Below are 24462 nucleotides of genomic sequence, written 5' to 3'. Positions count from 1 at the left end.
ATGTATTCGGAATTGTTCTTCCCATTATTGCTAGATGAAGTGATTACAAAATCTGGTAGAACTGCACTAAAAAGAAGTAAAAAGCTAAGAAATCAAGGGAAATATCGAGGAGACGATTTAATTTTAGAGCTCACCAAAAAAATAACTTAAACCAAATGGATAGAGGAATAGAATCTTATACAAAAAAATTTAGGTCTTCGTTTAAAACGCTTCACAAAGAGGTATTTCCAGAAACATATTTTAATAGGGACATGATTTTAAATAGATTAAATGAATCAAATAATTTGTTACTAGCAAAGAAAAATGATAATGAGATAAAAGGATATGTTTATGTTGAATCTAATTCGAAACATCATGAGTCTAATATTGAATATATTGCGGTTGCCAAAGAATATCGAAAAGAAGGAGTGGGCAAATCCTTATTAATCGGAGCAATCAATAATATTTTTTCGCATCCAGAAATTGAAGATATAACGATATGTGTTAGTGGCGAAAATGATGCTGCTATAAATTTATATAAATCAGTAGGACTTAGTGTGAAGTATATTTTAAACAGCTATGATATAACAGTTGATAAATCATATAATACTAGGTTCGTATGTGATTGAAGAAGGTAAGGCGTCTTAAGTGAATGATTATAACTGCTAAACTCTATTGAACCGTTTTGGGTCAATATGAACACTTTCTACTCAAATTAACAACCATCAATTTAATGGATTTAAGCGAAACTGAACATATAAATGTATTTACTTAACTAAGTGGAATTATTTTAAAATAAATATTGCAAATGAGTTAGTTCAAACAGTGATTCACTGTTCCGCAAAGGTGGTTTTTTCCCCGCTATGATTGGTTCAAAACTCTTCACAAGTGGCTCCATTCATCCGCAATAATCACTTAATTGGCCAAATATCTCACTCCCCCTCACTAATTCTAGACATTCTCTATACAAAGCAACAAAATTGTTAAAATTATCTACGCTTTCCCCTGCTATTATATGATACAATTAGTTGAGAATAATTATCATTATTAATAGTGTGCGTAATAGGAGGACGACATCATGAATCTCACAGATTTACAGCAAGGTAAAACAGCTGTCGTATCAGATGTTACAAAATTAAATGATATAGTAAAACAACGCTTAATTGATATGGGACTCGTGGAAGGACAAGAGATTTGTTTGAAATGCGCCATGCCGTTCGGAGGACCTGTCATGGTTGAAGTATGTGGACAATGTCTCAGCTTACGTCGTAAAGAGGCATCACGTATAGGGGTGAGCTAACAAATGTCACAGTTTGCTTTACTAGGAAACCCGAATACAGGTAAAACGTCCCTGTTTAATCATTTAACAGGTTCTTATGCATATGTAGGGAACTGGAGCGGAGTAACGATTGAAAAAAAGGTAGGAAAGCTTCGCCACCAAACAGATTTGCTTGTTGACTTGCCTGGCATATACTCTTTAAATCCGCTTTCTAAAGATGAAGAAGTGGTGACCGAATTTTTATTAACAGATGAATTTGAAAAAATATTAAATATTGTTGATGCCTCGCAACTAAAACGGAATCTACAGCTAACGATACAATTAATCGAATTTGGCAAGCCACTTATCGTAGGACTGAATATGGTAGATGTCGCACAATCGAGAGGTATTCAAATCAATGAAAAGAAGCTAAGCGATATATTGGGTGTTCGTGTAGTTCCGATAATTGCTCGAACTGGTAAGGGCTGTGATCTTTTAACAAAGGAACTAACGAGCGATACAAGGAAAAAATCGCCGGGTACTCCTACTTTTAAAGTAGACTATGGGTTTTTAGAAGAAATCATTGAGCAAATGAGCGAGCTTTTTCCAGACGATGTGAACTTGAACAAAAGATGGATGGCTGTGCAATATTTAGAGGGCAATAAACGTGTCATATCCTATGTATCGCAGCATATGCCCAATACAGCTTTGCTGGAACAGATAAAGCAAGAAGTGGAAGAAGAACTGGTAAAGCGCGGATATGCTCACTCTTTAAGACAATTCATCTATCATATGCGAGACAAAAACATTACGCATTTATTGGAACAAACTACAATAGTCACCTCGTCAACGAAAACGACTACGACGGATATGATTGATCGAGTTGTAACAAACAAATTTCTTGGTTTGCCTATTTTCTTATTCTTTATGTATGTCGTGTTCATGTTGACGTTTGATTGGCTAGGAACACCGCTTTCGGATGTATTAGATGGCTTTATGTCTGGTCCATTAACCACTTGGACGGAGAATGGCTTGCATGTTATTGGTGCTTCTAAGTTTATAAAGGATTTAGTACTAAATGGAATTATTGCTGGTGTCGGCGGAGTGCTCGTGTTTGTTCCGCAAATTTTTATCATGTTTTTCCTGATTTCTTTTTTAGAGGATTCTGGTTACATGGCTCGGGTCGCTATGGTAATGGATCGCATCATGGAATCGATTGGACTGAACGGAAAAGCTTTTATTCCAATGATCATCGGCTTCGGATGTAATGTTCCGGGAATTATGGCAGCACGTACCATCGAACAACCAAAAGAAAGGCTGTTAACCATTTTGCTAACTCCTTTAATGTCTTGCTCAGCGCGGCTCCCTGTATATGCTTTATTCGTTGGTGCCTTTTTTGTGAATCATCGAGCGTTAGTAGTTCTTTCTTTATATGTGCTTGGCATTGTCGTAGCTATGGTAATGGCAAGAATATTTTCCTTTCTATTTTTAAAAAAGGAGAAGAGTGTGTTCGTTATTGAGTTGCCTCCGTACCGTGTACCACAGGCTTTAACGTTATGGAGAAGTACATGGGAAAAAGGGAAAGGATTTATCCGTAAAGCAGGGACGTTTATTTTTGCTGGATCGGTTTTAATATGGTTACTAACTTACGCAGGGCCGCACGGATGGAATGTGGAAATGGATGATAGTTTTCTGGCATTCATTGGTGGCGTGTTAGCACCTATTTTTGAACCATTAGGATTTGGAACATGGCAAGCCGCGGCTTCTCTACTGACAGGATTTCTAGCCAAAGAAGTCGTTGTGTCCACGATGAATATTATATATCACGCGCCGGATACAGCGTCACTAACGGGCGTATTAAGCACGCAATATTCTGCGTTATCTGCATTGAGCTTCATGTCATTTATATTGCTGTATATCCCGTGCTTAGCGACGGTAGCTACGATTAGAAAAGAAACGGCTTCTAAAAAGTGGACCTATGTTTCCGTGATCTATTCCTTGGTTATTGCATATATCATTTCCCTTGTCATCTATCAAATTGGAGGACTATTCTTTTAAAAAAGGAGGCGCAATTCATGATCGTAAATATCTTCCTTGGTTTAATTATATTTGGTTATGCGGGTTGGATGATGGTTCGCCATATTAAAAGAAGCAAACAAGGCAAGTGTGCAGCTTGTCCACTCCATAAGTCATGTAGCGGTTCTTGCTCTGAAACGGAATCCACTTCTATGACGGAGATGAAATAGATGTTCTTTCGGCAATCGTAACGTTTTTACATGCATATAGTAAAAAGTGAAATGAATAGTTCAGAAATGTTTGCTGCTGTCAAAAGAATATAGTGATAAAAAGTCCTTATTATTTCGAGATAGACTACTCGAGATAAGGGCTTTTTATAATAAATTCAATATCCCTTTCCTTGGTATTCCTAAATTATCCAATTAATGATAGTATAGTACATATTACCTATGTGGAAAAGATAAGGGGGAGAAGCATGTGGCCATTACCATACCGGAATCAATTCGAAGCTCAGCTACTGCAGGAGAGCGTATTCTTTTTCATACGTTAAAAGAATACCTCGATGATGATTACATTGTTTATTATGAACCTGAAATTAACGGAAAAAGACCAGATTTCCTTATTATTGGGCCTTATTTGGGCTTGCTTGTTTTAGAAGTGAAAGATTATACCGTTAATACGCTACATCGTCTTACGCAAGAAGAATGGATTATTAATAGCAAAAATGACGGGGTAGTAACTGTCAAGTCGCCCTTAAAACAAGCGAAAGATTACATGTTTGCTGTGCAGAATTTATTAAGAAAAGACAAAAATTTAACACAACAAGAGGGGAAATATCAAGGAAATTTGAAGTTTCCTTGTGGGTTTGGGACTGTTTTTACACGGTTAAGTCAGAAGCAATGTATCAAAACAGACCTTTACGAAGTGATAGATCCGAACTTTCTATTAACTCGTGAAGAAATAGATCCAGACCAAGATGAATTTTCAGAAGATTTATTAATAGAAAAATTGATGAACATGTTTATTATATCTTTTCGTTTAAGGGACCCTTTATCTAGTGAAGAAATCAATGCAATTCGTTATCATCTGTTTCCAGAAGTGCGAATTAGCCGTGAGTTCAAACAAGCAGCTCCGTATCGAGACCAGTTATTGCTTTCTTTACATAATTTAGAAACAATGGATTTACATCAAGAAAAGTTAGCCAAGCAATTAGGGGATAAAAATCGTTTAATTAGAGGCGTAGCTGGTAGTGGTAAAACATTGATTTTAGCAAGCTGGGCAAGACTAATAAAGCAACAACATCCAGACTGGAATATTTTGATTCTTTGTTATAATATTTCTCTTTCACGTTCAATTGAATCGATGGTGCGTGCAAAAATGGAAGAACCGACGGATTTATTTGAAGCAACTTTAGAACCTGAGGATCGGATGCAAGGTATCACGGTAAGGAACTTCCATGAGTGGTTGAAAAAAGATTTACATATATCTGAAGCGCAACTTCCTACCATTATAGAGAAGTTAAAAAATAAGGAGACGATTCTTCCTAAGTATGAGGCAGTACTCATTGATGAGGGGCAAGATTTTGAAGCTGATTGGTTGAAACTGGTTAGCCTCTTATTGAATGAAGATACGTATTCCATGTTGTTAGTGGAAGATCGTGCACAAACGATCTATCAGCGGGGGAGAAATTACTTGCAAAATACAGGGCTTGATTTTAGAGGTCGTTCTAAAATTTTGCAAATCAATTATCGTAATACATCGCAAATTATTCAGTTCGCCTGGGATTTTTATCAAACACATGCAGCTTCAAACAAAGTTGTTACGGGTACCGTGGAAGGACAAGAAATTATTCCTCCACAAAGTACTCGACGTAAAGGTCCTGAGCCCATACTTGTACGAGCCAATAGCTGGCAAGAAGAAACACGGATGGTAGCCAAGAAAATGATGACACTCCATCAAGAAAAGAACGTTCCATATGAAGAAATGCTTATTTTATATCGGGTAAAACGAACACATAAAATAGATATTGTGAACACGTTGAAAAACACGTTGAAACAGCATCAAATTCCTTATACATGGGTAACAGAGAGCCAGGAATCTAAACGTACCTACAGGAAAAACGACGGTTCTGTAAAAATATCAACGTTTGATAGTAGCAAAGGACTGGATTTTCAAGCGGTGTTTATTGTAAATGCAGATAATACACCGTTTGCTTTAGAGGAAGATAAAAATAGAGAAGCAGCTTTGATGTATATAGGGATGACGCGTGCAATTGAGCATTTGATGATTTCTTATAGTGGTGAATCCGCATACACGACCTACTTTGATCATATTTTGGAAACAAGGCAAGCAACAGCGGAAAATCAATTAATGAATAAGTATGGTTCGTAAAAGTGAAATAGGAACATAATAAAAATTTTTTACACCGTATCCATGATTGGTTATGACAACATACAAAACACCCCTAAAGTCACTTGAACTTTAGGGGCGTAGTTATATCCCAAGTATTATATCTTTATAATTAAATAGACATGAAATATAGATAGGTGTACATGAATTATAACAATAAATGAAGAAAGCTTATTTAGAGTTAATAGATTATTTATGCAAAACACTATAAAAAAATACTGTAAAATAGACTTGCATTATACTGATCTAATAAGCTTGCCATTTAATTATTTAAAAAAATCTTTCCATTGCTTGTTCAACTACCCCATAAACTACTATAGTTAATCCTATAATTAGTCCTATGAAAATGTAGAATTTACGTTTAGTAAAAGTAATCTCATTATCTTTATCATTTTGATTTTTTTTGGTCAACATATAGCCTCCCCTTTCTTACCACCAACAAGTACCGAAGTATTTCACCCCACCGGCTGCAAACCCGCCAATAGCACCGACTGCTGCGCCAGGTCCAGCTCCAACACCGCCAGCTACAGCGCCACTAACACCACCTGTAATAGCTCCAGTAGTAGCACCTCCAATGAGACTTTTTCCATAATTAGACCATGAACAACCACTTGCAGCCATTATTGGTGCATCTATATCATTTTGTAAGCCGTTTTGGTTGGAGAGAACACCATTATTTGAAGCAACGAGTTCTCCTTTTATAATTCGATCGTTATTCATATAAACTCCATATAAAAAGAATTTATAAAGTTCTTTTCCGTATTTATCCTCGACTACTGGGTCTAATTGCAATAAACCTTCATCTGTAACAGTAACATATTTATCAATTTTGTACTCTAATTCTTTAGCTTTATCAACTAATTCTTTATCAACTTTTACATATTCTACATTTTTCATCTCATTACTTTGTTCAGTAGCAGAAATGGGAGTCCCCCCAATAGAAATTAGTAGAGTTATTGTGGCAACAACCGAACATATCATTTTTTTGATCATTAAACTCACTCCTTTTAATAGTTAATAATTTACATTATAACAATAAAAAGTAAATTTTAACAATGTTGCATAAATAATTCATAATATTTTATAAATAAATCAAACATTTATTTGTTTTTATCAAAAACAGTTTATTTTCAATATTTATTTATTTTCATTTTTAATGTAGGAAAGTTTGTTAAATTAAGTGCAACAGTTCTTCTTGAAACGTTTCGTGTGTAGTTTTCCAATTTAAACATTTTCTAGGTCTATTGTTTATTCGTACTAATGCTTTTTGTAGTTCTGCATCTAAGACTTTAGACAAATCGGTTTTCTTAGGGAAAAGCTCTCTTATAAACTATTTGTATTCTCATTGCTACCACGCTGCCATGAGTTGCGCAAAATATACATGAATGTCCGTTTCTTGTTCAATGGAGCTATAACAAGCGAATTCTTTACTTCTATCTACTGTGACGGTTTGAAATGCACCATCGGGTAATCGTCATGCACTGTTCGAATAGCTTGATAGTGTTGTCTCTAGCCGCTGCAAAAGCAAGGGATGCTTCTCCACATTTGTAGAACGAAAAACTAGATGGTACCTAGCATTAAAGAGGTGAAACTCGAACTTTAAAAACATTCAATCTATAGAACTGGATGATCCATTCATAAAGCATCCCCCTAATAGTATAAAAAAGAGGGAACAGAATGAATTATTAGAATTTTATTCAGAAAGATCACTCTTTCAGCTATATCCTCTTCAACAAATAAAGCCAGGCACCAACAAAAATCACTGGCACCTGGCACTTTCCTTATTTCGTATAATTATCAAAATAGCCTTGGATGTAAATAATTGGTGTTCCTTTGTCACCGCTACCTGATGTTAAGTCAGATAAGGAACCGATTAAGTCTGTCAGTTTTCTCGGCGTTGTTCCTTGTGTTTCCATGGAACCAACAAGATCTTCTCCTTTATTTTCAATATAGTTGTTAATCGCTTCTTGAAGTGCTTCTCCTTTTAAGTCGGCAAAATTATTATCCGCAAGATATTTTAATTTCACCTCGTTTGGCGTACCTTCAAGTCCAGATGTATAAGCAGGTGAGACAACAGGATCAGCAAGTTCCCAAATCTTTCCAACAGGATCTTTAAATGCACCATCTCCGTATACCATCACTTCTACATCTTTCCCAGTTTTCTCCTTAAGCATCTGCTGAATCTTATCGACTACAGGTTGACAATTTCTAGGGAAAAGCTTAACGGTATTTTCAGTAGATTTATTAGACCCTAATAGTCCATATGCTTCATTATAACCACTGCCGTCAATAGAATTTTTTAAGATGTCATCCAGACTGTAAACTTTGTCAGCGCCTTGAGCTGTTAAAATTCTTTTCGTTCTAAAACGTGAATGAATATCACAGTTGAGTACACTTTTCGTGTAGTTTAAAATGGTTTTAGGGTCATTGGCGAAAATAACGTCACATTCAATGCCATACTCTTCCACAATGGATTTATAATAATCGATATAGTCAATACCAGTAAATGTATGCTTTTGATGACCAAAAAGGTCGCGGAATTGTTCTTCTGTTAACACATCTGTCCAAGGATTTACCCCTTTTTCATCCAGCATATCAATATCTACTAAATGGTTTCCTACTTCATCAGAAGGGTAGTTCAGCATTAAGACAATTTTTTTAGCGCCTTTGGCAATACCACGTAGACAAATAGCAAAACGATTTCTGCTTAAAATAGGAAATATAACGCCAATTGCCTCGTCGCCAAATTTGGCTTGAACATCTGTAGCAATATGGTCGATTGATGCATAATTCCCTTGCGCACGTGCTACGACGGATTCCGTAACTGTAACAATATCCTTATCATTTATTGGAAAACCTTCCACTTCAGAGGCGTTCAATACGCTATCGACAACAATTTCTTCAATATTGTCTCCTTCATTTATAATGGGGCAACGAAGTCCTCTAACAACTGTTCCGACTACTCTTTCCAATTTAATCGCTCCTTAAAGAATAACTAAAATAAAACATTCTATTAGTAATATACATGAATAAAGGGTAAGAAGTAAAACAAATGTATACAAATGTTCGTTAAAAAGCGAATGTTAAACAGAAAAATTGCTAGAATGATCGTGTTTATTGCCAATCTGCTTTCGAAAGGAAAGGGTGTTTTGGGGGGATCTGTAAGAACAGTTCATATTAGAAAAGGTAGATTTTCCGCCAGCGCCAGTTTTTATGGCGAAAGTTCTTTTTGTATTATATAAAGCCTTCATGTAAAAATCTTAGGCTAGGTGTTTGTTTTGACGTTTGAGTTATTGTGGCTTTTTACATAAAGAAGACGGGTTATGGTGCAGCCTTTATTTTGCTTTTATGTTAGACCCTATATATTGTCATTTTCTATCGTGTTAGAAAGTCCATTCTTATGGATAGTATTTGTTTTATTTCAAAAAAGCTGCGGCTAATAAGCAGCTTGCTTATTGCCACAGCTTTCAAAAGATTAATACAGTCCGTCTTTTTCTTCTTTCATGCTAATGAAAATGTTTTTTGTTTGGGTATATGCGTCGAGTACGCTTTTATACGTTTCACGACCAATACCTGATTTTTTATAACCGCCAAATGGAGCGCCAGCGGAGAAGTTCGTATATTGGTTCACCCACATGCGACCTGTCTCTACTTTACGAGCTACCCGCAAGGCAGTATTTAAATCTCTTGTCCATACGCCACCACCAAGACCGTATTCGGAGTCATTGGCTAAACGGATTACTTCTTCTTCGGTTTTAAATTTAATCACCGTAGCTACAGGTCCGAAGATTTCCTCTTGAGAGATACGCATATTGTTATCTGCATCAGCAAGAATAGTTGGTGCCATGAAAACGCCATTTTCCATACCATTCTCTTTTATTTGGTAACCACCTGTAATGAGTTTAGCACCTTCTTGCTGGCCAATTTCAACATATTGTAAAATTTTATCTAGCTGTTTTTGGTTGATTTGTGCCCCCATTTGCACGCCATCTTCCCACGGTAGTCCAACTTTAATATTTTCAAACGCTTCTTTTAGTTCGCTGACAAATTTATCATAAATGCCTTCTTGAACGAAAATACGTGATCCAGCGCTACATACTTGTCCTTGGTTAAATAAAATGCCCGATTGTGCACCTTCAATCGCTCGTTCCCATGGCGCATCATTAAAGAAAATATTGGCCGACTTTCCACCTAGCTCTAATGTCGATGGCACTAAACGGTCAGCGGCTGCTTTGGCTACGGTATAACCAACTTCTGTTGATCCTGTAAAGGCTAATTTGCTAATCCCCTCGTGGTGAAGCATATAATCACCCGAATCAGCACCTCTACCGGTAATCACATTGACGACGCCTGCTGGTAACACTTGGTCTAGTAACTTAGCCAATTCTAATAAACTAAGTGACGTAGAGGAAGATGGATGAATAATAACCGTATTCCCTGCTGCAATGGCTGGAGCGATTTTCCAAGCCGCCATTAGTAATGGGAAGTTCCATGGAATAATTTTCCCTACTACTCCAATTGGTTCTTTTAGCGTTAACGTTAATGTATCATTATCTAGCTCTTTGGCAGTTCCTTCTTCAGAACGAATAACGCCAGCGAAATAGCGGAAATGGTCAGCGCATAATGGAACATCAGCACCGCGTGATTCTCTAATTGGTTTACCATTATCTAACGTTTCCACCATGGCTAGATGATCTGCGTTTTTGTCTATCAAATCAGCAATTTGTAGAAGTAATTTGCTTCTTTCTTCAATGCCAACGGTTTTCCAAGATTGAAATGCTTTTGTCGCTGCTTCTACTGCTGCATCGACATCGGCGTGTGTTGCATCAATAATTTCAGAGAGTTTTTCGCCTGTACTCGGACTATAACTTGCTAGTTTTCTTCCCTCGGTGCCTTCTGTCCACTTGCCATCAATATATAATTTATAAGATGGATCAATAAGTTGTTCTGTGTTCACTTTGCTGTTCATGACTTTTTACTCCCTTTCTCTTGTAAAATATTTACTTATATTAGCTATTGTACTTGGGATTGAAACGGTTTACAAAGAAACAGCTTAGGAGAAAGAATGTGATAGATATAATATGGGGTAATGCCTTCTCTATGCGGAATGGAGTTTTAAATTCGTATAAAATATAGGGCGCAGTGTGGTAAACCAAGCGTATTGCCAAAGAAAAGATTGAAAAAAAGGGGCAATTCGTCCATATATCCCTCTTGTATTTAATTATCCAATTCTCTATAAGAAAGCATAAAAGTTTTATGAATTAAAGTATGGGAAAAAAATCTGACAGCCAAGTTGTTCTAAGGAATGTTTTCTGTTGGAAAATGTTGTATATTTAAAAAGGCAGTAGCACCTAATTGTCATGGAAGAAAGAGAGGATCCTATTTGATGGTATATGAAGGAATGGACCCGTTTTTATTACAACTAGTCATCATACCTTTTATTGTTATATCCCTGGGGCTATTAGTGGTATGGATAACTAAAAAAATTATGCTAGGAGTTATTGCTACATTATTAGCAAACATTTTATTGGAGTTGATACTATATGGAGCTAATTTATCTAGCTGGAATATTACTTTTCCTATAGTCACACTAATTATTTCCTTACTTCTAATCATGAAACGTAGGGAATGAACTAGAAAAGACGCAATGGATGTATGGTAACTTATAATTGTATGTGTGCAAAATTATATATAAGTAGGTGTTGCAATGGAACAAAAAATAATTGCTGATGTTTATAGACTTGGATTACTCATTCACTTTTTTACTGTGGAGGAGGTTATTCATTGGGTGGATCATTACATTGAAAAAAATGATGTTAAGGATATCCCTTTTGCCTTTTTTGACCTATCGTTAACCAAAGATAGAGGGAGAGCGATTGAGTTATTAAGTCAAATTTCACATGGATATAAGGGGGCTCTATCTATTCAAATATTATTAGGTCTCGTTTATCATAATTGGAATGATGCGAATGCGAAATCTATCATAAATGAGGTACACCAATTAGCTTCCCTCATGAACACTGATTTGCTTTTATCTGGAACCTTAATGGCACTTGTTGACCAATACGAGGAAGCGTTAAAAGGGTATGGAAATCCTAGGATTTGTGAACATGTAAGAAAAGAATATGAACGTGAAGCCATTGAGGAAATTAAAGATGTGCTTGCTCATTATGAGACAGATGCCATGCTTTGGGTAAATGCGGAAGATTCCATGAGATAAGCTAGAACTTATCGTGGTTAGCAGGTCAGTTCCTTTTTGACGAGCCCTATTTTAGTTTTCTAGAGCTGGATATGAATGATCTCTTTTGCCTGTTTGATTGTTGCTATTTTGAAGCCAAAAAACAACCATCCAAATCCTAGTAAGATGATTGCATAGAGGGGTGCCACGCAAATCATGTGTGAGATGCACCAATTAGTTTTATTTATGAGTATTACGTGTTTCATATTGCTTTCTACAAACAATTCCATATATCTTATATTTTTAGTATAATGCAACTAAAAGGGGTTACATTTAAATTATTGCCAATGGGAGGGGATGTTCATTAAGGCGCTTTATGTGAACGACCTCCATAGCTATATTGACAAAACGATATCACGCCTAGAACAAATACATACACAAGTGAAAAACATCCAGAAGAGTATAGAAGCTATGATAGCTTTGGAGGATGAATTTAAAGGAAAACTGGCTAATTCTATTCGTGCCTTTTATCAAGAGGTGCACATGCCGTTTCTGTTGTTTCTAGAGGGATTTATTACGAATTACACCGATACTTTACAGGAAATGAAGAAGTCGATTCAGTACATGGAACCAGATAAAGACGGGGTTATTCGAGAAGATTTTATTTCTCAAGATGTACGACGGGGATTAGAACGGATGGAACAAGTTACGATGGATTTAACAGATGAAGCGAATGCTATTATCCAATCGGTAAGTGATATTGTGGACTTACCTAAGATAGATGATAGCGAGTTCTTGGATATTGTACAACAGGGAAAGAAAAAGACCCATAAGACCCTAGAAAAGTTGTATGAATTGGATCGTCATAATACAGCTAAGCTGGAACCGATTGAACAAGATATTCACATGATGAAAAACTACATTAGCCAAATCCGCGAGTTAGGGAATCATGGCCAAATACATATTGGCAATTACCAAGCACGGCAATTAGCAGATCAAAGGTTTCATAAAGAGCTAATAAGCGGCATTAGGAGTAAGGCTGTTCGAAATGCCGTTGGGCTAGAGACGGTGCTTGGTGAGGTTGGCAAGTATCTATTATCTCAGCATTTGCCACCAGCAAACTTGTTCGTGCATTATCTACAGAAAAAATTCGGGCTACAAACAATGGATTATAGCTACCGAGCAATGCAGGCAGCTGTGGCAGCATCAGGGGATCGCTTAACTGCAAGAGAGTTTTCTACTATTGAGCACCAAGTGGTTTCCACAATAAACGTCTCCGACTATAAAAAAGAATGGCATGGGGAGTACTATACACTAATCGACGACAGAAAAGTCAGAAAATTTAAAGAATCAGATGGTTCCGTGACGTACGAATTGGTATCATCAATTCCTGATGATCGTAGGCAAAATCTATTTCAAAAATCTGCTCAAGCGTTTCGAGAGATAGGTTCGGATGTATTAAAAGCAGCAGAGGATAGAAATGAAGCTAAATTCGACACTTTTTATGATTTCGGAAATTATATTACTTTTGGTGCATTAAATAAGGGACAGGACTTTTCAAAAGGTCTGCAGGTCAGGGAAGAAAGCATGTTGCATACACCAAAAGACTTTGTTAACTGGCTTACTATTGGTGGAGTTGACATGATGCATGGGACAATAAGTCCTGAAGAAACGTATTCCAAAGAACATTGGTTATCTAGTTTTGGGCTATTTTCTACTGTTGTTGGTGCAAAGACGTTCCTTTCTAATCCAAAATCTGGTAGTAAATTGGTGAACCGAAATGATGTTGGAGAAGTAATTTCTAGAGATAATACGTATACAAGGTCCTCTCTAAAAATTCCTACGATATTGAATATAAAGGAATGGATGAGAACACAAATACCTAAAGTCAATGTAGTTAAGGATACAACAGACGGCTATCATTATACAGTGAGTAAGGGAAGTAATGCCTTAAAAAAGGAGAGCAGTAATCAAAAAACAAATAAAAATTTCAATAAGGTTAATCAACATGAGGTTAAAGGCGCGCTTAAAGATTATCAACAGAACAGTAAATATACAGTGAAGAAGGAAAAACAAGTTTTAAGTTTCACAAAAGAACAATTAGCTTCAAAACCACCTTATTCCCGTGATCCGATTAAATGGCAAAAGAAAGGTGGGGGAATCGAAATTAACGAACATGGCATATGGACATATATTGATTGGGAAGTGCCTCCAAATAAAGTTTCCTACCCTAATGGCTTTCCCGATTTTAAATCAGCTGGATTAGTAATACAAGAAGTTCAACTAAGAAAATTTAAAAGTTATTCTGCAGACTTTGAAGTAGCAGATAAACTGGCACCAAACGGACCTAAATCTTCAAAAAATACTTGGCATCACCACGAAGATTTAAAAACGATGCAAGAAGTAAATAAAATATTGCATAGAAGGTTTACGCACCGCGGTGGTATGGCGTTATCAAAAGAATAGGAGTGTTACTATGAACATCAACCCTTTTAAAGGAGCAACAGAAGAATTAATCAGCAATTTTGAAATAAGGATAGGCTTTTCTTTACCTACTGACTATAAACAGTTTTTATTACGATATAATGGTGGTACATCTAAAAAAAGATATAGTACTTTCTTTGTTAAAGAGCTGAATCAAATTATACAATTAGATGTTTTATATGGAATAGGAGTTGATGATGAAACATTCGATTTAGAAACTTGGTATGATGAATTTGCTGATGATTTATTATTTAATAGTTTAGTGATAGGTGATGATCCTGGGTCGGGATTAATTGTATTAATTGCAGATAACGAACACGATGGCATCTACTATTGGGATCATTCATTTTACTTTGATAAATCAAATGAAAATGCAAATACGTATAAAATAGCCAATAGTTTTGAAGAATTTTTAAATCAATTAGATATTCCTAGATGATTGTTCGTTGGATAGAGAATCTCCTAAGCAAATATATAGCTAGTATAACCTACTCTAACGGGTAGACTTTTCTGTAGCAACGTTCGCTCGAAGTCTAAATAAGTACTTAATATTCAGTTGCAAGCGACTTGACGTATGTAGATGTGGCTGGAAAATGTAATTACGTCTGCCTATTTGTCGACCTTTTTAATTGAGAAATCATTGGATATAGCGCAGGAGCAAACAAAAACCATTAATTGGTTATGAAAGCTTAGCTAGTATTCCAGCAAATCTACAAGAGGTCGCTATTTCTAACACGGATTGTGGCAAAGAATTTGATAATCAAGTCGTTGATGAAGCATTAACTGTATTTCAAATCGAACGTTCTCTTAGCTCAAAAGGATTCCCTTATGATAACGCTGTAGCTGAATCAACGATTAAATCATATAAAACAGAGTTTGTGAATGGGAGAGTCTTTGCATTTATAGCAATTACAACTGGAGTTGGCTGATTATGTACAACCAACAGAAAGCTTTAAAAAAATATGATATAGGTACTTATAGTGAAATTAGAGGACTATCAGGTTTAGAAGCGCATCACGTTGGACAAAAAGTGGTTATGAAAAAATTTATAAATAGCTATGATTGGAAAAGAGTTCCTGCTATATTAGTACCAAAAGTAGATCATACAATTAGGGGGCCAAAAGGGATAGTATCAAGAAACTCAAAAAGTATAGATAATGGAAGGCAAAGCTCCCCGTTCAACGGAGAGCTAACGATTTAAACAGCTTTTTAATTAACAGCTTACATATATTAACTAAAGCTCAGAATCAAGCATCCATCCATAGCCTTGAAACACTTTTGTTGCTGCTTCCTTTGCTTTTTAACGGTATATGTTACCCATTCTTCTTTTGCACAACAGATGTAATATTATTGACATGAACGAGCTCAAAATCTTGATCCATAACTAAATAGTTAGTAAAAAATCCCTTATCAATTCCAGTGAGTCTATGCAAAAAATCAACCTCTACCATCCAGTCTCTTTCCAGCATTTTATGAATATCGATAATCCCTTTTTTGGCAATTAAATCAATAATGGACTTTATTTTTTGTGGTTTTTGTATTGGTAGCAAATCATCTAATGGTTCCCGTTTTAAATACCCTTTACGATGTAGGGATGCGTAAAAGTTACGATGTTTTTTCGCATCCATTATACCTAAATGTGCGGCTCTATAACCTAGAACCTGCAACGATACTTTCCATTTCTTTTTTAAATCAAGGTATGCATCCGGATTGGTAATAAAAGAGATGGTGTTTAGGTCTTCTAGAAAATCTTCTTCTGGTAATAGAAAAGCACCTGCAAATAAATTCGCTTCATCTTCCATGTTCTTATGTTCCTTACCATCCAGATGAGTAAATTCCACCTTATAATGGAGTAATAAATGGCCAAGTTCATGAGCAAGATCAAAATTTCTGCGTACAGCGGAATGCTTCCTATTCCCTAATACAATGAAAGGGCGTTGCTTTTCTGTCCATAAACTATAAGCGTCAATTTCCTCGCCAATCGACTTTTCAAATATAAAGGCACCACTTTTTTCAATGAGAAACATAACATCATCGTTTGTATCATTACGCAATCCTAATCGCTTTCGTGCGAGTTTAGCTACGTTACTTATTTGCTCGCTCCGCTCATCTAATGTGCTATTTAAGTAATGAATGACTTCATCTCTTAACTGAATAATGTTTTGTGTTGGCATACTTAAATGGGCCGTTATATAATTAATAAAACTATCCAGATATTCCATATGCTTTGCTTCTGCTTCTGTTTTTGAAATGACATTTCTCAATTTTGAACGATAGGCAATATTCATAACAGGTATATTTCCCGTTGTAAAGTAACGTTTTAGAACATCTTGATGATAAAAATATTTACTTTTCACATGAAAAATGGATTTTAAGTGATTGACAATTTGCAACTTCGGTGATGTATAGTTATTTTCATATTGCCAGACTGCCTGTTCGGTTATATGTAACATGTCAGAGAGCTGTTTGCGTGAATATCCATGCATGATACGAAGGTTTGTTAAATTTTCACCAATAAACATAGCGCTCCCCCTTACTTGATTTTCATAAGATAATGGGAGCCATAAAAATTAAAACCATTCTTCATATGGCTCCCTTTTTAAATTGTATAGTGATAGAAAATGCTAATTCTTTTTGTCCTTTTCTTCAAAGATACCAATGTCAAAAACTGCAGGGTCCATGATATCACTATCTTGATCTGGTGCAATAATTTCTCTTTCTTCATTTGTTAACTCGGCACCAGAAATATATTCTGATAAATTTTCTATTTCATATGCTATATTATTCGCTGGGTTAGGTAAATAATGCATAATCTCTGAAATTTGATATGCTTCGTCAATGTTGTACGTGAGAATATGGAATTCATTAAAAGAAGCGTGAAAGTTTTCTATATCCTCTTTTATATGTTGTTCCGAAATGAAAAGGGAAAGTTGCACGCTTTCTTCATTGAAAAATTCATTCTCTGTATGGATGTCAGACGGAAATTGTAGATTTTGGTTTATTTTAGAAAGTTCGTAGAGGTAGGTTCTTCTGCTGTCTATGCTCTTTCTATTCGGTGAAACAGCTTGAGAAAAACAATTTGGATTAAAGTAAGCAGCGTTTTTAATTAGGAAAAGCTGCTTTTTTTCACCGTTAATAAATTGCAAATAATCCCAAGTGAGTCCAGCTTTTGCTCGTTTATACTTGAACTTGAGATCAGAACTAATTTCTGCCAATTTGCTCTCTATAAAATTGCCTTTCGTCCATGCGAATGCAGAGCTAATCACCATTTTATCATGACAATCTTTACGGTGTTCAATATAATCTCGGTAGCCTTCAACAATGGCAGTAACAATTTCTTTGCCATCACTGGGGTTAAACTTATATTGCTCCATACCTACCACTCCTTCTATCATTCTAGGAACAATTCTACCTTAATTAGTAAAGAAATGATATGATTTATATTCATATTTTTAAAGTTTTGGTGATAATTTGATGTAGTTTTATAGTGTTGCGTAGGAATATTTGAATGTTTGTTATTGTTAGTGTAGCTAGGATACTTCTCTCTGGTTTTCTTACATTTAAAAACTGTATGCGCAGAAACGCTAATTTTTCCAGAACACTTTCTATATTGCTTGATGAAAGCGTGTTGGTTTTAAAACCAAAGAAAAACAGCTCTAATAGAAGAGCTGTTGCTTTACATCATCCCTTTTTCTAATTCTATTCACCTTTTCACTTTATAATGCAATTCAACAAATTGATTAAATCGCTTCGTATTTTTCAAGAAAAGATCTAATTGGTAATCGCCTTTTTTAAATAATGGAATTCCATCACCTAAAATAGTTGGGGCAACGGTCAGGATAAGTTCGTCTAGCAGTTTTTCTTGTAGAAAAGTATGCAATAATTCGCCTCCGCCAACGATCCAAACGTCTTTTCCTTCTTGATGTTTTAAATGCTGAATAAAATCAGACACATCGTCAGATATAAACTTCACGTTCTCCATCTCCGTAACAGAAGACCTCGTAAATACATAGCTTTGTTTATTCTTATAGGGAAATTCTTGCATGTCCTGTTCCATAATCCAATCATAGGTTCTTTTCCCCATTAAAACGGTATCAACGGTTTCATAAAACGTTGCAAAACCGTTATCTCCTTCACCATCTACTTGAAATAACCACTCTAAAGAATCGTCTTTCGTGGCAATGTATCCATCTAAGCTTGCGGCGATAAATAATACGACATTTCGATGCTGCTTCACAATCATTCTCCTTTCCGTAGCTATAGATTAAGTATATACTTTAAATATGACATCTTTTGTCATATTTATAAATTGTTTTTTAACCAAAGGGGCTGGTGTTATGCGAGCAGATCGATTAATGACGATTATGATTTTGTTGCAAAATAGAGGGAAAATGACGGCGAGGGATTTAGCTAGTGAATTAGAAGTTTCCGTTAGAACGATTCTAAGAGATATGGACGCATTAAGTACTGCGGGGATTCCTGTTGTATCGGAAAAGGGGAAGGAGGGGGGATGGCGTCTGTTAGATAACTTTCGCAGTACCTTAAGTGGCTTACATATAGATGACATGAAAGCCCTATTTCTCTTCCCTTCAGGAAAATTACTTGAGGATTTAGGGTTAAATAGCCAAGCGTTAGATACGAGGGAAAAATTATTTGCAGCTATACCAAATACGTATCGGAATGAAGCGCAAACCATGTGGGAAAGAATTCACATCGATGCGAGCACTTGGCGACAATCCGAGGGAAAAGTGCGCGCTCTTAAAATTGTTCAACAAGCTGTTTGGGAAAGTAAAAAGTTACGCATGCATTATGAACAAGCTAATGGTGAACGAAAAGAAAGATTAGTTGATCCATTAGGGTTGGTGGCGAAAGGGAGTAACTGGTATCTAGTCGCATTAAGAAATGGAGAGTTACGTAATTATAGAGTTTCACGCATACACTACGCAAAGGTTGAAGAGAGAATTTTTGACAGACCACAGGATTTTAACTTAGCGGCATATTGGGAACAGTCAAAAGCGGATTTTATTCAAAATCTACCTAAGTATGATGTGCAAGTAGAAGTAGACCCAGAAATAATGCAGCGGCTTCGGTTTACAGGTAAGTTTGTTCAAGTTATAGAAACTGAGCATCAACGTGATAGTCAATGGCTATTAGCGACTGTACGTTTTCATGATGAGCAAGAGGCGATTGAATTTTTATTAGGGTTTGGAAATAAACTGAAGGTGCTTTCGCCAAAGGACCTTCCAGATAAAATCGTAGCGCTTGCTAAGTCTGTTATGGACTACTATCAAAGTGCCGAATAAGTTTGCTCTTTGAATTGTTCAAAGATGAGGGCACCTAATACTGTGTTAGATGATTTTTGACTATTTTTCGTGTTAAAATGAGGCAAATATAAAAATAAGGGCGTGTATGATGACGAAACATAAGATTTATACGATGCGTATCGCCAGTGTTTATCCACATTATGTAACGAAGGCAGAGAGAAAAGGACGTAGTAAAGCAGAAGTTGATGAAATCATTCGGTGGTTAACAGGATATAGCCAAGAGCAGTTAGAGGAGCAACTAGAAAAACAGACTGATTTTGAGACCTTTTTTGCGCAAGCTCCGCAATTAAATCCTTCACGGGTTTTCATTAAAGGAGTTATTTGTGGCGTTCGAGTGGAGGACATTGAAGAACCGACGATGCAGGAAATTCGCTATTTGGATAAACTGATTGATGAATTAGCCAAGGGAAAAGCGATGGAGAAAATATTGCGTAAATAATGAGGAGCAATGCAAATTTAAGCAAAACCTAATTCCTAAACATAAGTACTTAATTAAAACAATTACTCCATTCATTAAAGCGATTTCTTAGTAACAAATTCATTTATTTGAAAGGAAGATTATCATGAATGTAAAAACAGATCGGCTAATGAAGACTGTGAACACAGATGATACGCGAATGCAAGTAAAGCCTGTGCCGGGAAAAGACGAGTCAGGTCATATCGACCCACGTACGCTTGAAGAGCTAAGTATGGCTGCAGAGGAATCATCTTCAGAAGAAAAGACGAGCGAACCTACAGTCAAGATGATGCGTGCTGGAATCGGTTGGTCCAATGCCAAAGATATTACTACAAATGAACTAATGGTAGAAGACACGGAATTTGCGGGTGTCCCTGTTCGAACATATGTAAAAAAAGCTATAGCAAATGACGTATTACCAGCCATCATATTCTATCATGGGGGAGGTTTTTTTGGTGGTTCTTTAAATAATGTTGATTTACCATGTAGACGGTTGGCAGATTTGGCGGAGGTACGTGTTTTCTCCGTAGAATATGGCTTAGCACCAGAACACCCTTACCCAGAAGCGGTTATAAACGCACATCAATCAGTCGTTTATATTCATCATCACCACAAGGAATTAAAAGTAAATGCAAATCATATCAATGTCATGGGCGATTCAGCTGGGGGTAATTTAACGTATGTCGTTTCCTTATTAGACCGGTTATACGGAACGAATTATATTAACCATGCCGTCTCCATTTACCCCGTTGTATACCAAGGGAAAAATGAAGCGTTATTAAAACGATTTTATGATTTATCTGCAATTTATGCACATGAACATGAAGACTTGGTGCATGAGCATATAAAAGGATTTATGCATTTCTTTTATTTTATTGATAAATGGTATATTCAAAGTGCGGATGCAGAAAGCTGGATGATTTCGCCGTATAATGTGAAGGAAGATTTATTAAAAAACATGCCACGAACTTTATATATTGCTGGGGAATATGACGCACTACGCCTTCAAGGAGACGCGTTTTATGAAAAAGCGAAACAAGCAGGCGCAGATGTGTACTGCTTACGCTATAACGGAATGATTCACGGATTTATGGATAAGGTCGGTGACTATGTCCAAGCAGACGATTGTCTAAAAGAGTCCGTGAAGTTTATCTTAGAAGCGGAATAAATGGATAGGAGAATGATTCAGCTAGCGTTTACAGTATGAGAGAAAGGAATTCAGTTTATTGCTGGATTCCTTCGTTTTACTATAGAAAAGTTTTAGGCGGCTTTAAAGTATAAGTGAAATAAACTTGCGCCATTGTGACTTCGGCGTTAAGCAGGTTTTCCTAATGATTGTATAAGAGCATCTTTATTCCCTTCATCTAGCATGATCTAGAGCTTGCCAAGAAGCATAAATGCTTTTCATACTATACCTATTCTAATGCATTCCTAGTACTAACAAAGATATATATTCTATCACTAGCATTGCATTAAATAAACCTGATGATTCAAAATACTGAAAATGTTCAATAATTACGTGTTCATGATACAAAAAAATCCTTTACAATGGAAGTACAGGTGGTTCCTGTCCAAATCCAAAAGTAAAGGATAATCCGTATGGACAAGAAAACACTAAAATCATCATTTGGTAAATGGGTTTCACCTATAAATACGAAAAAACTATTTGAACAAGTAGAAGAAAATAAACAAGATTACTACACAAAAAAGCTAACAACTGCAGCGTATATAAAGCTTATGTTACTTGCCCAACTGCAAGGATTCGAGAGCTTGGAAGAAATGAGCGATGCCCTAATAGATGATGGACTTCAAAAAGAATTAGTACATCTCAGCTATCAAGGAAGAATAATGAAATGAATCCAATGATCCTTTCCCATTTATTCTTGGACCTTGTTTACAAAATAAAAGGTATCCAATTTAAAAACGGGAAATACATGCCATTGAAAATCATTGATTCTAGCACGCTTCCATTGAACTTAACGAATCATAAGTGGGCAAAGTTCCGTAAAACAAAAGCAGGAGTTAAGCTACATTTACGACTTGTATTTATGAATAAAGACACCGTCTATCCTGAAAAAGCAGTGATTACAACAGCCAAAGAACATGACAGAAATCAACTGGAAGTTCTCGTAGACGACAAAGAAGCCATGTATGTGTTTGACCGTGGATACGTTGATTATGAACGATTTGATCGAATGACAGATGAAGGCTATTTTTTCGTATCAAGACTGAAGAAAAACGCCATCACTCGTGAAGTAGAATCATTTTCTATACCTAAAGATTCTACGGTTTTATCCGACAAGATGGTTTACATCGGTTCGACGCAAAATCGTACAGAGAATGTATTCCGCCTACTTGAAGTAGTGGATACAAAGGGAAACATTCTACGACTAATTACTAACCGTTTCGATCTAGACTCCGAAGAGATTAGTGAAATTTACCGTCAACGATGGACCATTGAGCTATTTTTCAAGTGGCTCAAACAGCATGTAAAGATCAAACACTTTTATGGCATGAGCGAAACTGCCATTCAAAATCAAATTTTCCTTGCACTTATTGCTTACTGTTTACATGTACTTATCCAGTTAGAGATGAGGAGTAAGAAGTCCTTACTCCGAATTAGCCGCTGGTTAAATAAAGCGCTGTGGAAACCTGCGTACATCTGGATTCGCAGATTTGACGATAGATCTATTCCGTAAATACATACAGTGTCGTTGTTGCTAATAGTTTAATTGTATAATTTTTCCAAATGGACAGACCACCTTTGTTTAGCCTTTGTCTTTTTGGCAAAAAATCCTGCGAATGTGTTTACTGAATTTTCAAACCATATTTATGCAATGCTAGTGATATACTATCCCAAATAATAGAGGGAGGTAGAGAAGTGGATATTTTACAACTGACTAGTCGAAAAAGGGAGACATACCATGTTCAATTAACGTATTCTCTTCTTTGGGAAAGCGCTTTAGGTATTGCCGCAATTACAAACAGTAAACTATTACAGACATTAGAAAGATCAGAAAAATATTGGGATGAAATAAAAAACTCTATAACGGATGAACTATTGGCCCACCTCAATTTCGTTGAGCAAAATAACACATGGAAGTCGTTGTTACAAATACTTCATCAACGGAAGTTTGCCGATTTATCCGAATTCACCACGTATGTTAATACGATCGATGAAATGGAACTACGTTTCATATGCCTGCCGTTTATCGGAATTGATTATCAAATCTACAGAGAGAGAGCAGCTCAAGGAGAAAAGAGCTCCGTAGAAAAGCTAGTTCAAGCAACGGCTGATAACCCCTAAATTTGTGGAATAGATACTCCGTCGAATAGAGGCAGGGAACTCATAAAATGTTAATAATTGTTCATTTTTTACGACTGCGTCAATGACACGTGGATATGTCTTTTCCCATTTGCTTTGAAACTGTTCTAACGCTTGTAGGGCTTCTTTTTTGTCTATGGCATGATAAACAGTTTTAAAGTCACCAAGTATCTCTGAACGGTCTTTGACACGAACCTTCTTAGCAATATTGCGGGCAACATGGACGCAGCACACCTGATGCTTTGCTTTAGGATAGACACGGTGAATGGCATCTGTCATGCCAGTTAGACCGTCTGAGATGAAGAGCAGAACGTCTGCAACACCACGCTGATATAGTTCCTGCATTAATTCTTCCCATACGTGTGCGGATTCTGTTGGTGCAATAGTAAAATCTAATACTTCTTTTATGCCGTCTTCCGTGATTCCAATTGCAATATATACAGACTCTTTCTCTACAGTGTTACGACGGATAGGGATTTGAGTAGCATCTAAGTAAATGCACGCGTAACGCTTTTCTAATTTACGTTCATGAAATGCTTGTACATCTTCTGCTACCAATTTGGTTAAGTTAGATACGGTCTGTTTGGTGTAATGATGTCCGTACATTCGTTCGATTAAATGTGCGATTTCATCTGTTGTAATTCCCTTTTCATAAAGATGAATAACAAACTGTTCCAGCGTGTCGTTGGAACGCTTATATGGAGCCACTGTTTGTTGTTGAAATTCGCCGTTCCTATCCCTTGGTATACGAAGTTGTAGCTCACCGTACTCCGTCTTAAAAGTACGGTTATAAAATCCATTACGAGAGTTACCAGAATGAACTCCTTTGCGTTCATACGGTTCGTAATCCAGGAATACAGTTAATTCATGTTTTAGTAGTTGGTTAATAGCTTCTTCTAAATGACGACGAAAAACTTCTTCAATATCTTGTTTTTTTGCTAGTGCTTCAATTAAATCTGTAGTAAGATGGTTCATAGGGAAGACCTCTTTTCTGTGAATTTTGTGTGCTAACTTTATTCTACACAAAGGGTC

The 24462-nt window shown here is 36.3% G+C and carries 22 protein-coding genes and 2 pseudogenes; 15 read left to right on the top strand and 9 right to left on the bottom strand.

The genetic code is table 11. The features are described 5' to 3' along the window. Positions 1-155: 155 nt before the first annotated feature. The 5 genes from BUB45_RS18395 (at position 156) to BUB45_RS18375 (ending at position 5644) form a co-directional block, all read left to right on the top strand. A complete protein-coding gene (locus tag BUB45_RS18395; protein ID WP_073013184.1) occupies positions 156-608 on the top strand; it encodes a GNAT family N-acetyltransferase in 453 nt (150 codons plus the stop codon). A gap of 449 nt (positions 609-1057) precedes the next feature. After that, a complete protein-coding gene (locus BUB45_RS18390; RefSeq protein WP_073013183.1) occupies positions 1058-1279 on the top strand; it encodes a FeoA family protein in 222 nt (73 codons plus the stop codon). A gap of 3 nt (positions 1280-1282) precedes the next feature. Beyond that, complete coding sequence (gene feoB / locus BUB45_RS18385) at positions 1283-3295, top strand: ferrous iron transport protein B (RefSeq protein ID WP_073013181.1); 2013 nt, start codon at positions 1283-1285, stop codon at positions 3293-3295. A gap of 17 nt (positions 3296-3312) precedes the next feature. Then, a complete protein-coding gene (locus BUB45_RS18380; protein WP_073013179.1) occupies positions 3313-3483 on the top strand; it encodes a FeoB-associated Cys-rich membrane protein in 171 nt (56 codons plus the stop codon). Positions 3484-3730: 247 nt separating this feature from the next. Beyond that, positions 3731-5644 carry a 3'-5' exonuclease gene (locus BUB45_RS18375; protein ID WP_073013177.1) on the top strand — a complete coding sequence of 638 codons (1914 nt, stop codon included), beginning with the start codon at positions 3731-3733 and terminating at the stop codon, positions 5642-5644. A gap of 288 nt (positions 5645-5932) precedes the next feature. Here the strand turns inward: BUB45_RS18375 and BUB45_RS20010 are convergent, their stop codons facing one another. The 5 genes and pseudogenes from BUB45_RS20010 to BUB45_RS18360 all read right to left on the bottom strand — a co-directional run bounded on the left by BUB45_RS20010 (position 5933) and on the right by BUB45_RS18360 (position 10631). Further along, positions 5933-6073, bottom strand: coding sequence for a hypothetical protein (locus tag BUB45_RS20010; protein WP_170861788.1), 141 nt, complete (start codon positions 6071-6073; stop codon positions 5933-5935). An 18-nt stretch (positions 6074-6091) separates the two neighbouring features. Continuing rightward, complete coding sequence (locus BUB45_RS19440) at positions 6092-6655, bottom strand: hypothetical protein (RefSeq protein ID WP_084723818.1); 564 nt, start codon at positions 6653-6655, stop codon at positions 6092-6094. Between the two features lie 178 nt (positions 6656-6833). Continuing rightward, positions 6834-7133 (bottom strand): annotated as a pseudogene (locus tag BUB45_RS20530) (IS30 family transposase); the annotation flags it as partial. A gap of 310 nt (positions 7134-7443) precedes the next feature. Next, a complete protein-coding gene (locus tag BUB45_RS18365; RefSeq protein WP_073013175.1) occupies positions 7444-8634 on the bottom strand; it encodes a coenzyme F420-0:L-glutamate ligase in 1191 nt (396 codons plus the stop codon). Positions 8635-9137: 503 nt separating this feature from the next. Then, positions 9138-10631, bottom strand: a complete 1494-nt coding sequence (locus tag BUB45_RS18360) for an aldehyde dehydrogenase family protein (protein WP_073013173.1) — start codon at positions 10629-10631, stop codon at positions 9138-9140. 432 nt (positions 10632-11063) lie between these two features. On the opposite strand from BUB45_RS18360, the gene BUB45_RS18355 reads away from it, so the two are divergent. From BUB45_RS18355 to BUB45_RS18330, 5 genes are all read left to right on the top strand, one after another. Continuing rightward, entirely contained in the window at positions 11064-11294 is a 231-nt protein-coding gene (locus BUB45_RS18355) for a hypothetical protein (protein WP_244527773.1), read from the top strand. A 75-nt stretch (positions 11295-11369) separates the two neighbouring features. Next, positions 11370-11882, top strand: coding sequence for a hypothetical protein (locus BUB45_RS18350; RefSeq protein WP_073013169.1), 513 nt, complete (start codon positions 11370-11372; stop codon positions 11880-11882). A 315-nt stretch (positions 11883-12197) separates the two neighbouring features. Beyond that, a complete protein-coding gene (locus tag BUB45_RS19435; RefSeq protein ID WP_084723816.1) occupies positions 12198-14306 on the top strand; it encodes a T7SS effector LXG polymorphic toxin in 2109 nt (702 codons plus the stop codon). A 10-nt stretch (positions 14307-14316) separates the two neighbouring features. Further along, positions 14317-14763: an SMI1/KNR4 family protein gene (locus tag BUB45_RS18335; protein WP_073013168.1), complete on the top strand. Its 447-nt coding sequence runs from the start codon at positions 14317-14319 to the stop codon at positions 14761-14763. 492 nt (positions 14764-15255) lie between these two features. Beyond that, on the top strand, positions 15256-15525 hold the full coding sequence (locus tag BUB45_RS18330; protein ID WP_244527772.1) for a hypothetical protein: 270 nt from the start codon (positions 15256-15258) through the stop codon (positions 15523-15525). A 112-nt stretch (positions 15526-15637) separates the two neighbouring features. Here the strand turns inward: BUB45_RS18330 and BUB45_RS18325 are convergent, their stop codons facing one another. The 3 genes from BUB45_RS18325 to BUB45_RS18315 form a co-directional block, all read right to left on the bottom strand. Then, complete coding sequence (locus tag BUB45_RS18325; RefSeq protein ID WP_073013166.1) at positions 15638-16846, bottom strand: spr1629 family repressor/antitoxin; 1209 nt, start codon at positions 16844-16846, stop codon at positions 15638-15640. 102 nt (positions 16847-16948) lie between these two features. Further along, the gene (locus BUB45_RS18320; RefSeq protein ID WP_073013164.1) at positions 16949-17698 is read right to left on the bottom strand and encodes a spr1630 family ClpXP-sensitive toxin; all 750 of its coding nucleotides are present in this window, start codon (positions 17696-17698) and stop codon (positions 16949-16951) included. A gap of 329 nt (positions 17699-18027) precedes the next feature. Then, positions 18028-18561: a dihydrofolate reductase family protein gene (locus BUB45_RS18315; protein ID WP_425303975.1), complete on the bottom strand. Its 534-nt coding sequence runs from the start codon at positions 18559-18561 to the stop codon at positions 18028-18030. A 100-nt stretch (positions 18562-18661) separates the two neighbouring features. Here BUB45_RS18315 and BUB45_RS18310 point away from each other — a divergent pair, with 100 nt between their 5' ends. The 5 genes and pseudogenes from BUB45_RS18310 to BUB45_RS18290 all read left to right on the top strand — a co-directional run bounded on the left by BUB45_RS18310 (position 18662) and on the right by BUB45_RS18290 (position 23412). After that, entirely contained in the window at positions 18662-19627 is a 966-nt protein-coding gene (locus BUB45_RS18310; RefSeq protein WP_073013160.1) for a helix-turn-helix transcriptional regulator, read from the top strand. A 109-nt stretch (positions 19628-19736) separates the two neighbouring features. Then, positions 19737-20087, top strand: a complete 351-nt coding sequence (locus BUB45_RS18305; protein WP_073013158.1) for a DUF2200 domain-containing protein — start codon at positions 19737-19739, stop codon at positions 20085-20087. A gap of 124 nt (positions 20088-20211) precedes the next feature. Beyond that, positions 20212-21273 (top strand): alpha/beta hydrolase fold domain-containing protein, encoded by a 1062-nt coding sequence (locus BUB45_RS18300; protein WP_084723814.1) that lies wholly within the window; start codon positions 20212-20214, stop codon positions 21271-21273. 431 nt (positions 21274-21704) lie between these two features. Then, positions 21705-22804 (top strand): annotated as a pseudogene (locus BUB45_RS18295) (IS4 family transposase). A gap of 182 nt (positions 22805-22986) precedes the next feature. Further along, the gene (locus tag BUB45_RS18290) at positions 22987-23412 is read left to right on the top strand and encodes a hypothetical protein (RefSeq protein WP_073013156.1); all 426 of its coding nucleotides are present in this window, start codon (positions 22987-22989) and stop codon (positions 23410-23412) included. Here BUB45_RS18290 and BUB45_RS18285 read toward each other — a convergent pair. After that, on the bottom strand, positions 23383-24405 hold the full coding sequence (locus BUB45_RS18285; RefSeq protein ID WP_073013154.1) for an IS256 family transposase: 1023 nt from the start codon (positions 24403-24405) through the stop codon (positions 23383-23385). The genes BUB45_RS18290 and BUB45_RS18285 overlap by 30 nt on opposite strands. Between the last annotated feature and the right edge of the window lie 57 nt (positions 24406-24462).

The organism is Virgibacillus chiguensis, from assembly GCF_900129865.1.
Taxonomy (GTDB): Bacteria; Bacillota; Bacilli; order Bacillales; family Amphibacillaceae; genus Virgibacillus; species Virgibacillus chiguensis.
The sequence above is the reverse complement of the archived record's forward strand: the minus strand, read 5'-3'. Positions and strand labels throughout refer to the sequence as shown.

Excerpts from the sequence above, each read along its gene's own strand:
- BUB45_RS19440 (WP_084723818.1), bottom strand. The coding sequence starts at position 6,655 with ATGATCAAAAAAATGATATGTTCGGTTGTTGCCACAATAACTCTACTA.
- BUB45_RS18330 (WP_244527772.1), top strand. The coding sequence starts at position 15,256 with ATGTACAACCAACAGAAAGCTTTAAAAAAATATGATATAGGTACTTAT.
- BUB45_RS18300 (WP_084723814.1), top strand. The coding sequence starts at position 20,212 with ATGAATGTAAAAACAGATCGGCTAATGAAGACTGTGAACACAGATGAT.
- BUB45_RS19435 (WP_084723816.1), top strand. The coding sequence starts at position 12,198 with ATGTTCATTAAGGCGCTTTATGTGAACGACCTCCATAGCTATATTGAC.
- BUB45_RS18380 (WP_073013179.1), top strand. The coding sequence starts at position 3,313 with ATGATCGTAAATATCTTCCTTGGTTTAATTATATTTGGTTATGCGGGT.
- BUB45_RS18360 (WP_073013173.1), bottom strand. The coding sequence starts at position 10,631 with ATGAACAGCAAAGTGAACACAGAACAACTTATTGATCCATCTTATAAA.
- BUB45_RS18325 (WP_073013166.1), bottom strand. The coding sequence starts at position 16,846 with ATGTTTATTGGTGAAAATTTAACAAACCTTCGTATCATGCATGGATAT.
- BUB45_RS18395 (WP_073013184.1), top strand. The coding sequence starts at position 156 with ATGGATAGAGGAATAGAATCTTATACAAAAAAATTTAGGTCTTCGTTT.
- feoB (WP_073013181.1), top strand. The coding sequence starts at position 1,283 with ATGTCACAGTTTGCTTTACTAGGAAACCCGAATACAGGTAAAACGTCC.
- BUB45_RS18320 (WP_073013164.1), bottom strand. The coding sequence starts at position 17,698 with ATGGAGCAATATAAGTTTAACCCCAGTGATGGCAAAGAAATTGTTACT.
- BUB45_RS18355 (WP_244527773.1), top strand. The coding sequence starts at position 11,064 with ATGGACCCGTTTTTATTACAACTAGTCATCATACCTTTTATTGTTATA.
- BUB45_RS18305 (WP_073013158.1), top strand. The coding sequence starts at position 19,737 with ATGACGAAACATAAGATTTATACGATGCGTATCGCCAGTGTTTATCCA.
- BUB45_RS18310 (WP_073013160.1), top strand. The coding sequence starts at position 18,662 with ATGCGAGCAGATCGATTAATGACGATTATGATTTTGTTGCAAAATAGA.
- BUB45_RS18285 (WP_073013154.1), bottom strand. The coding sequence starts at position 24,405 with ATGAACCATCTTACTACAGATTTAATTGAAGCACTAGCAAAAAAACAA.
- BUB45_RS18335 (WP_073013168.1), top strand. The coding sequence starts at position 14,317 with ATGAACATCAACCCTTTTAAAGGAGCAACAGAAGAATTAATCAGCAAT.
- BUB45_RS18350 (WP_073013169.1), top strand. The coding sequence starts at position 11,370 with ATGGAACAAAAAATAATTGCTGATGTTTATAGACTTGGATTACTCATT.
- BUB45_RS18390 (WP_073013183.1), top strand. The coding sequence starts at position 1,058 with ATGAATCTCACAGATTTACAGCAAGGTAAAACAGCTGTCGTATCAGAT.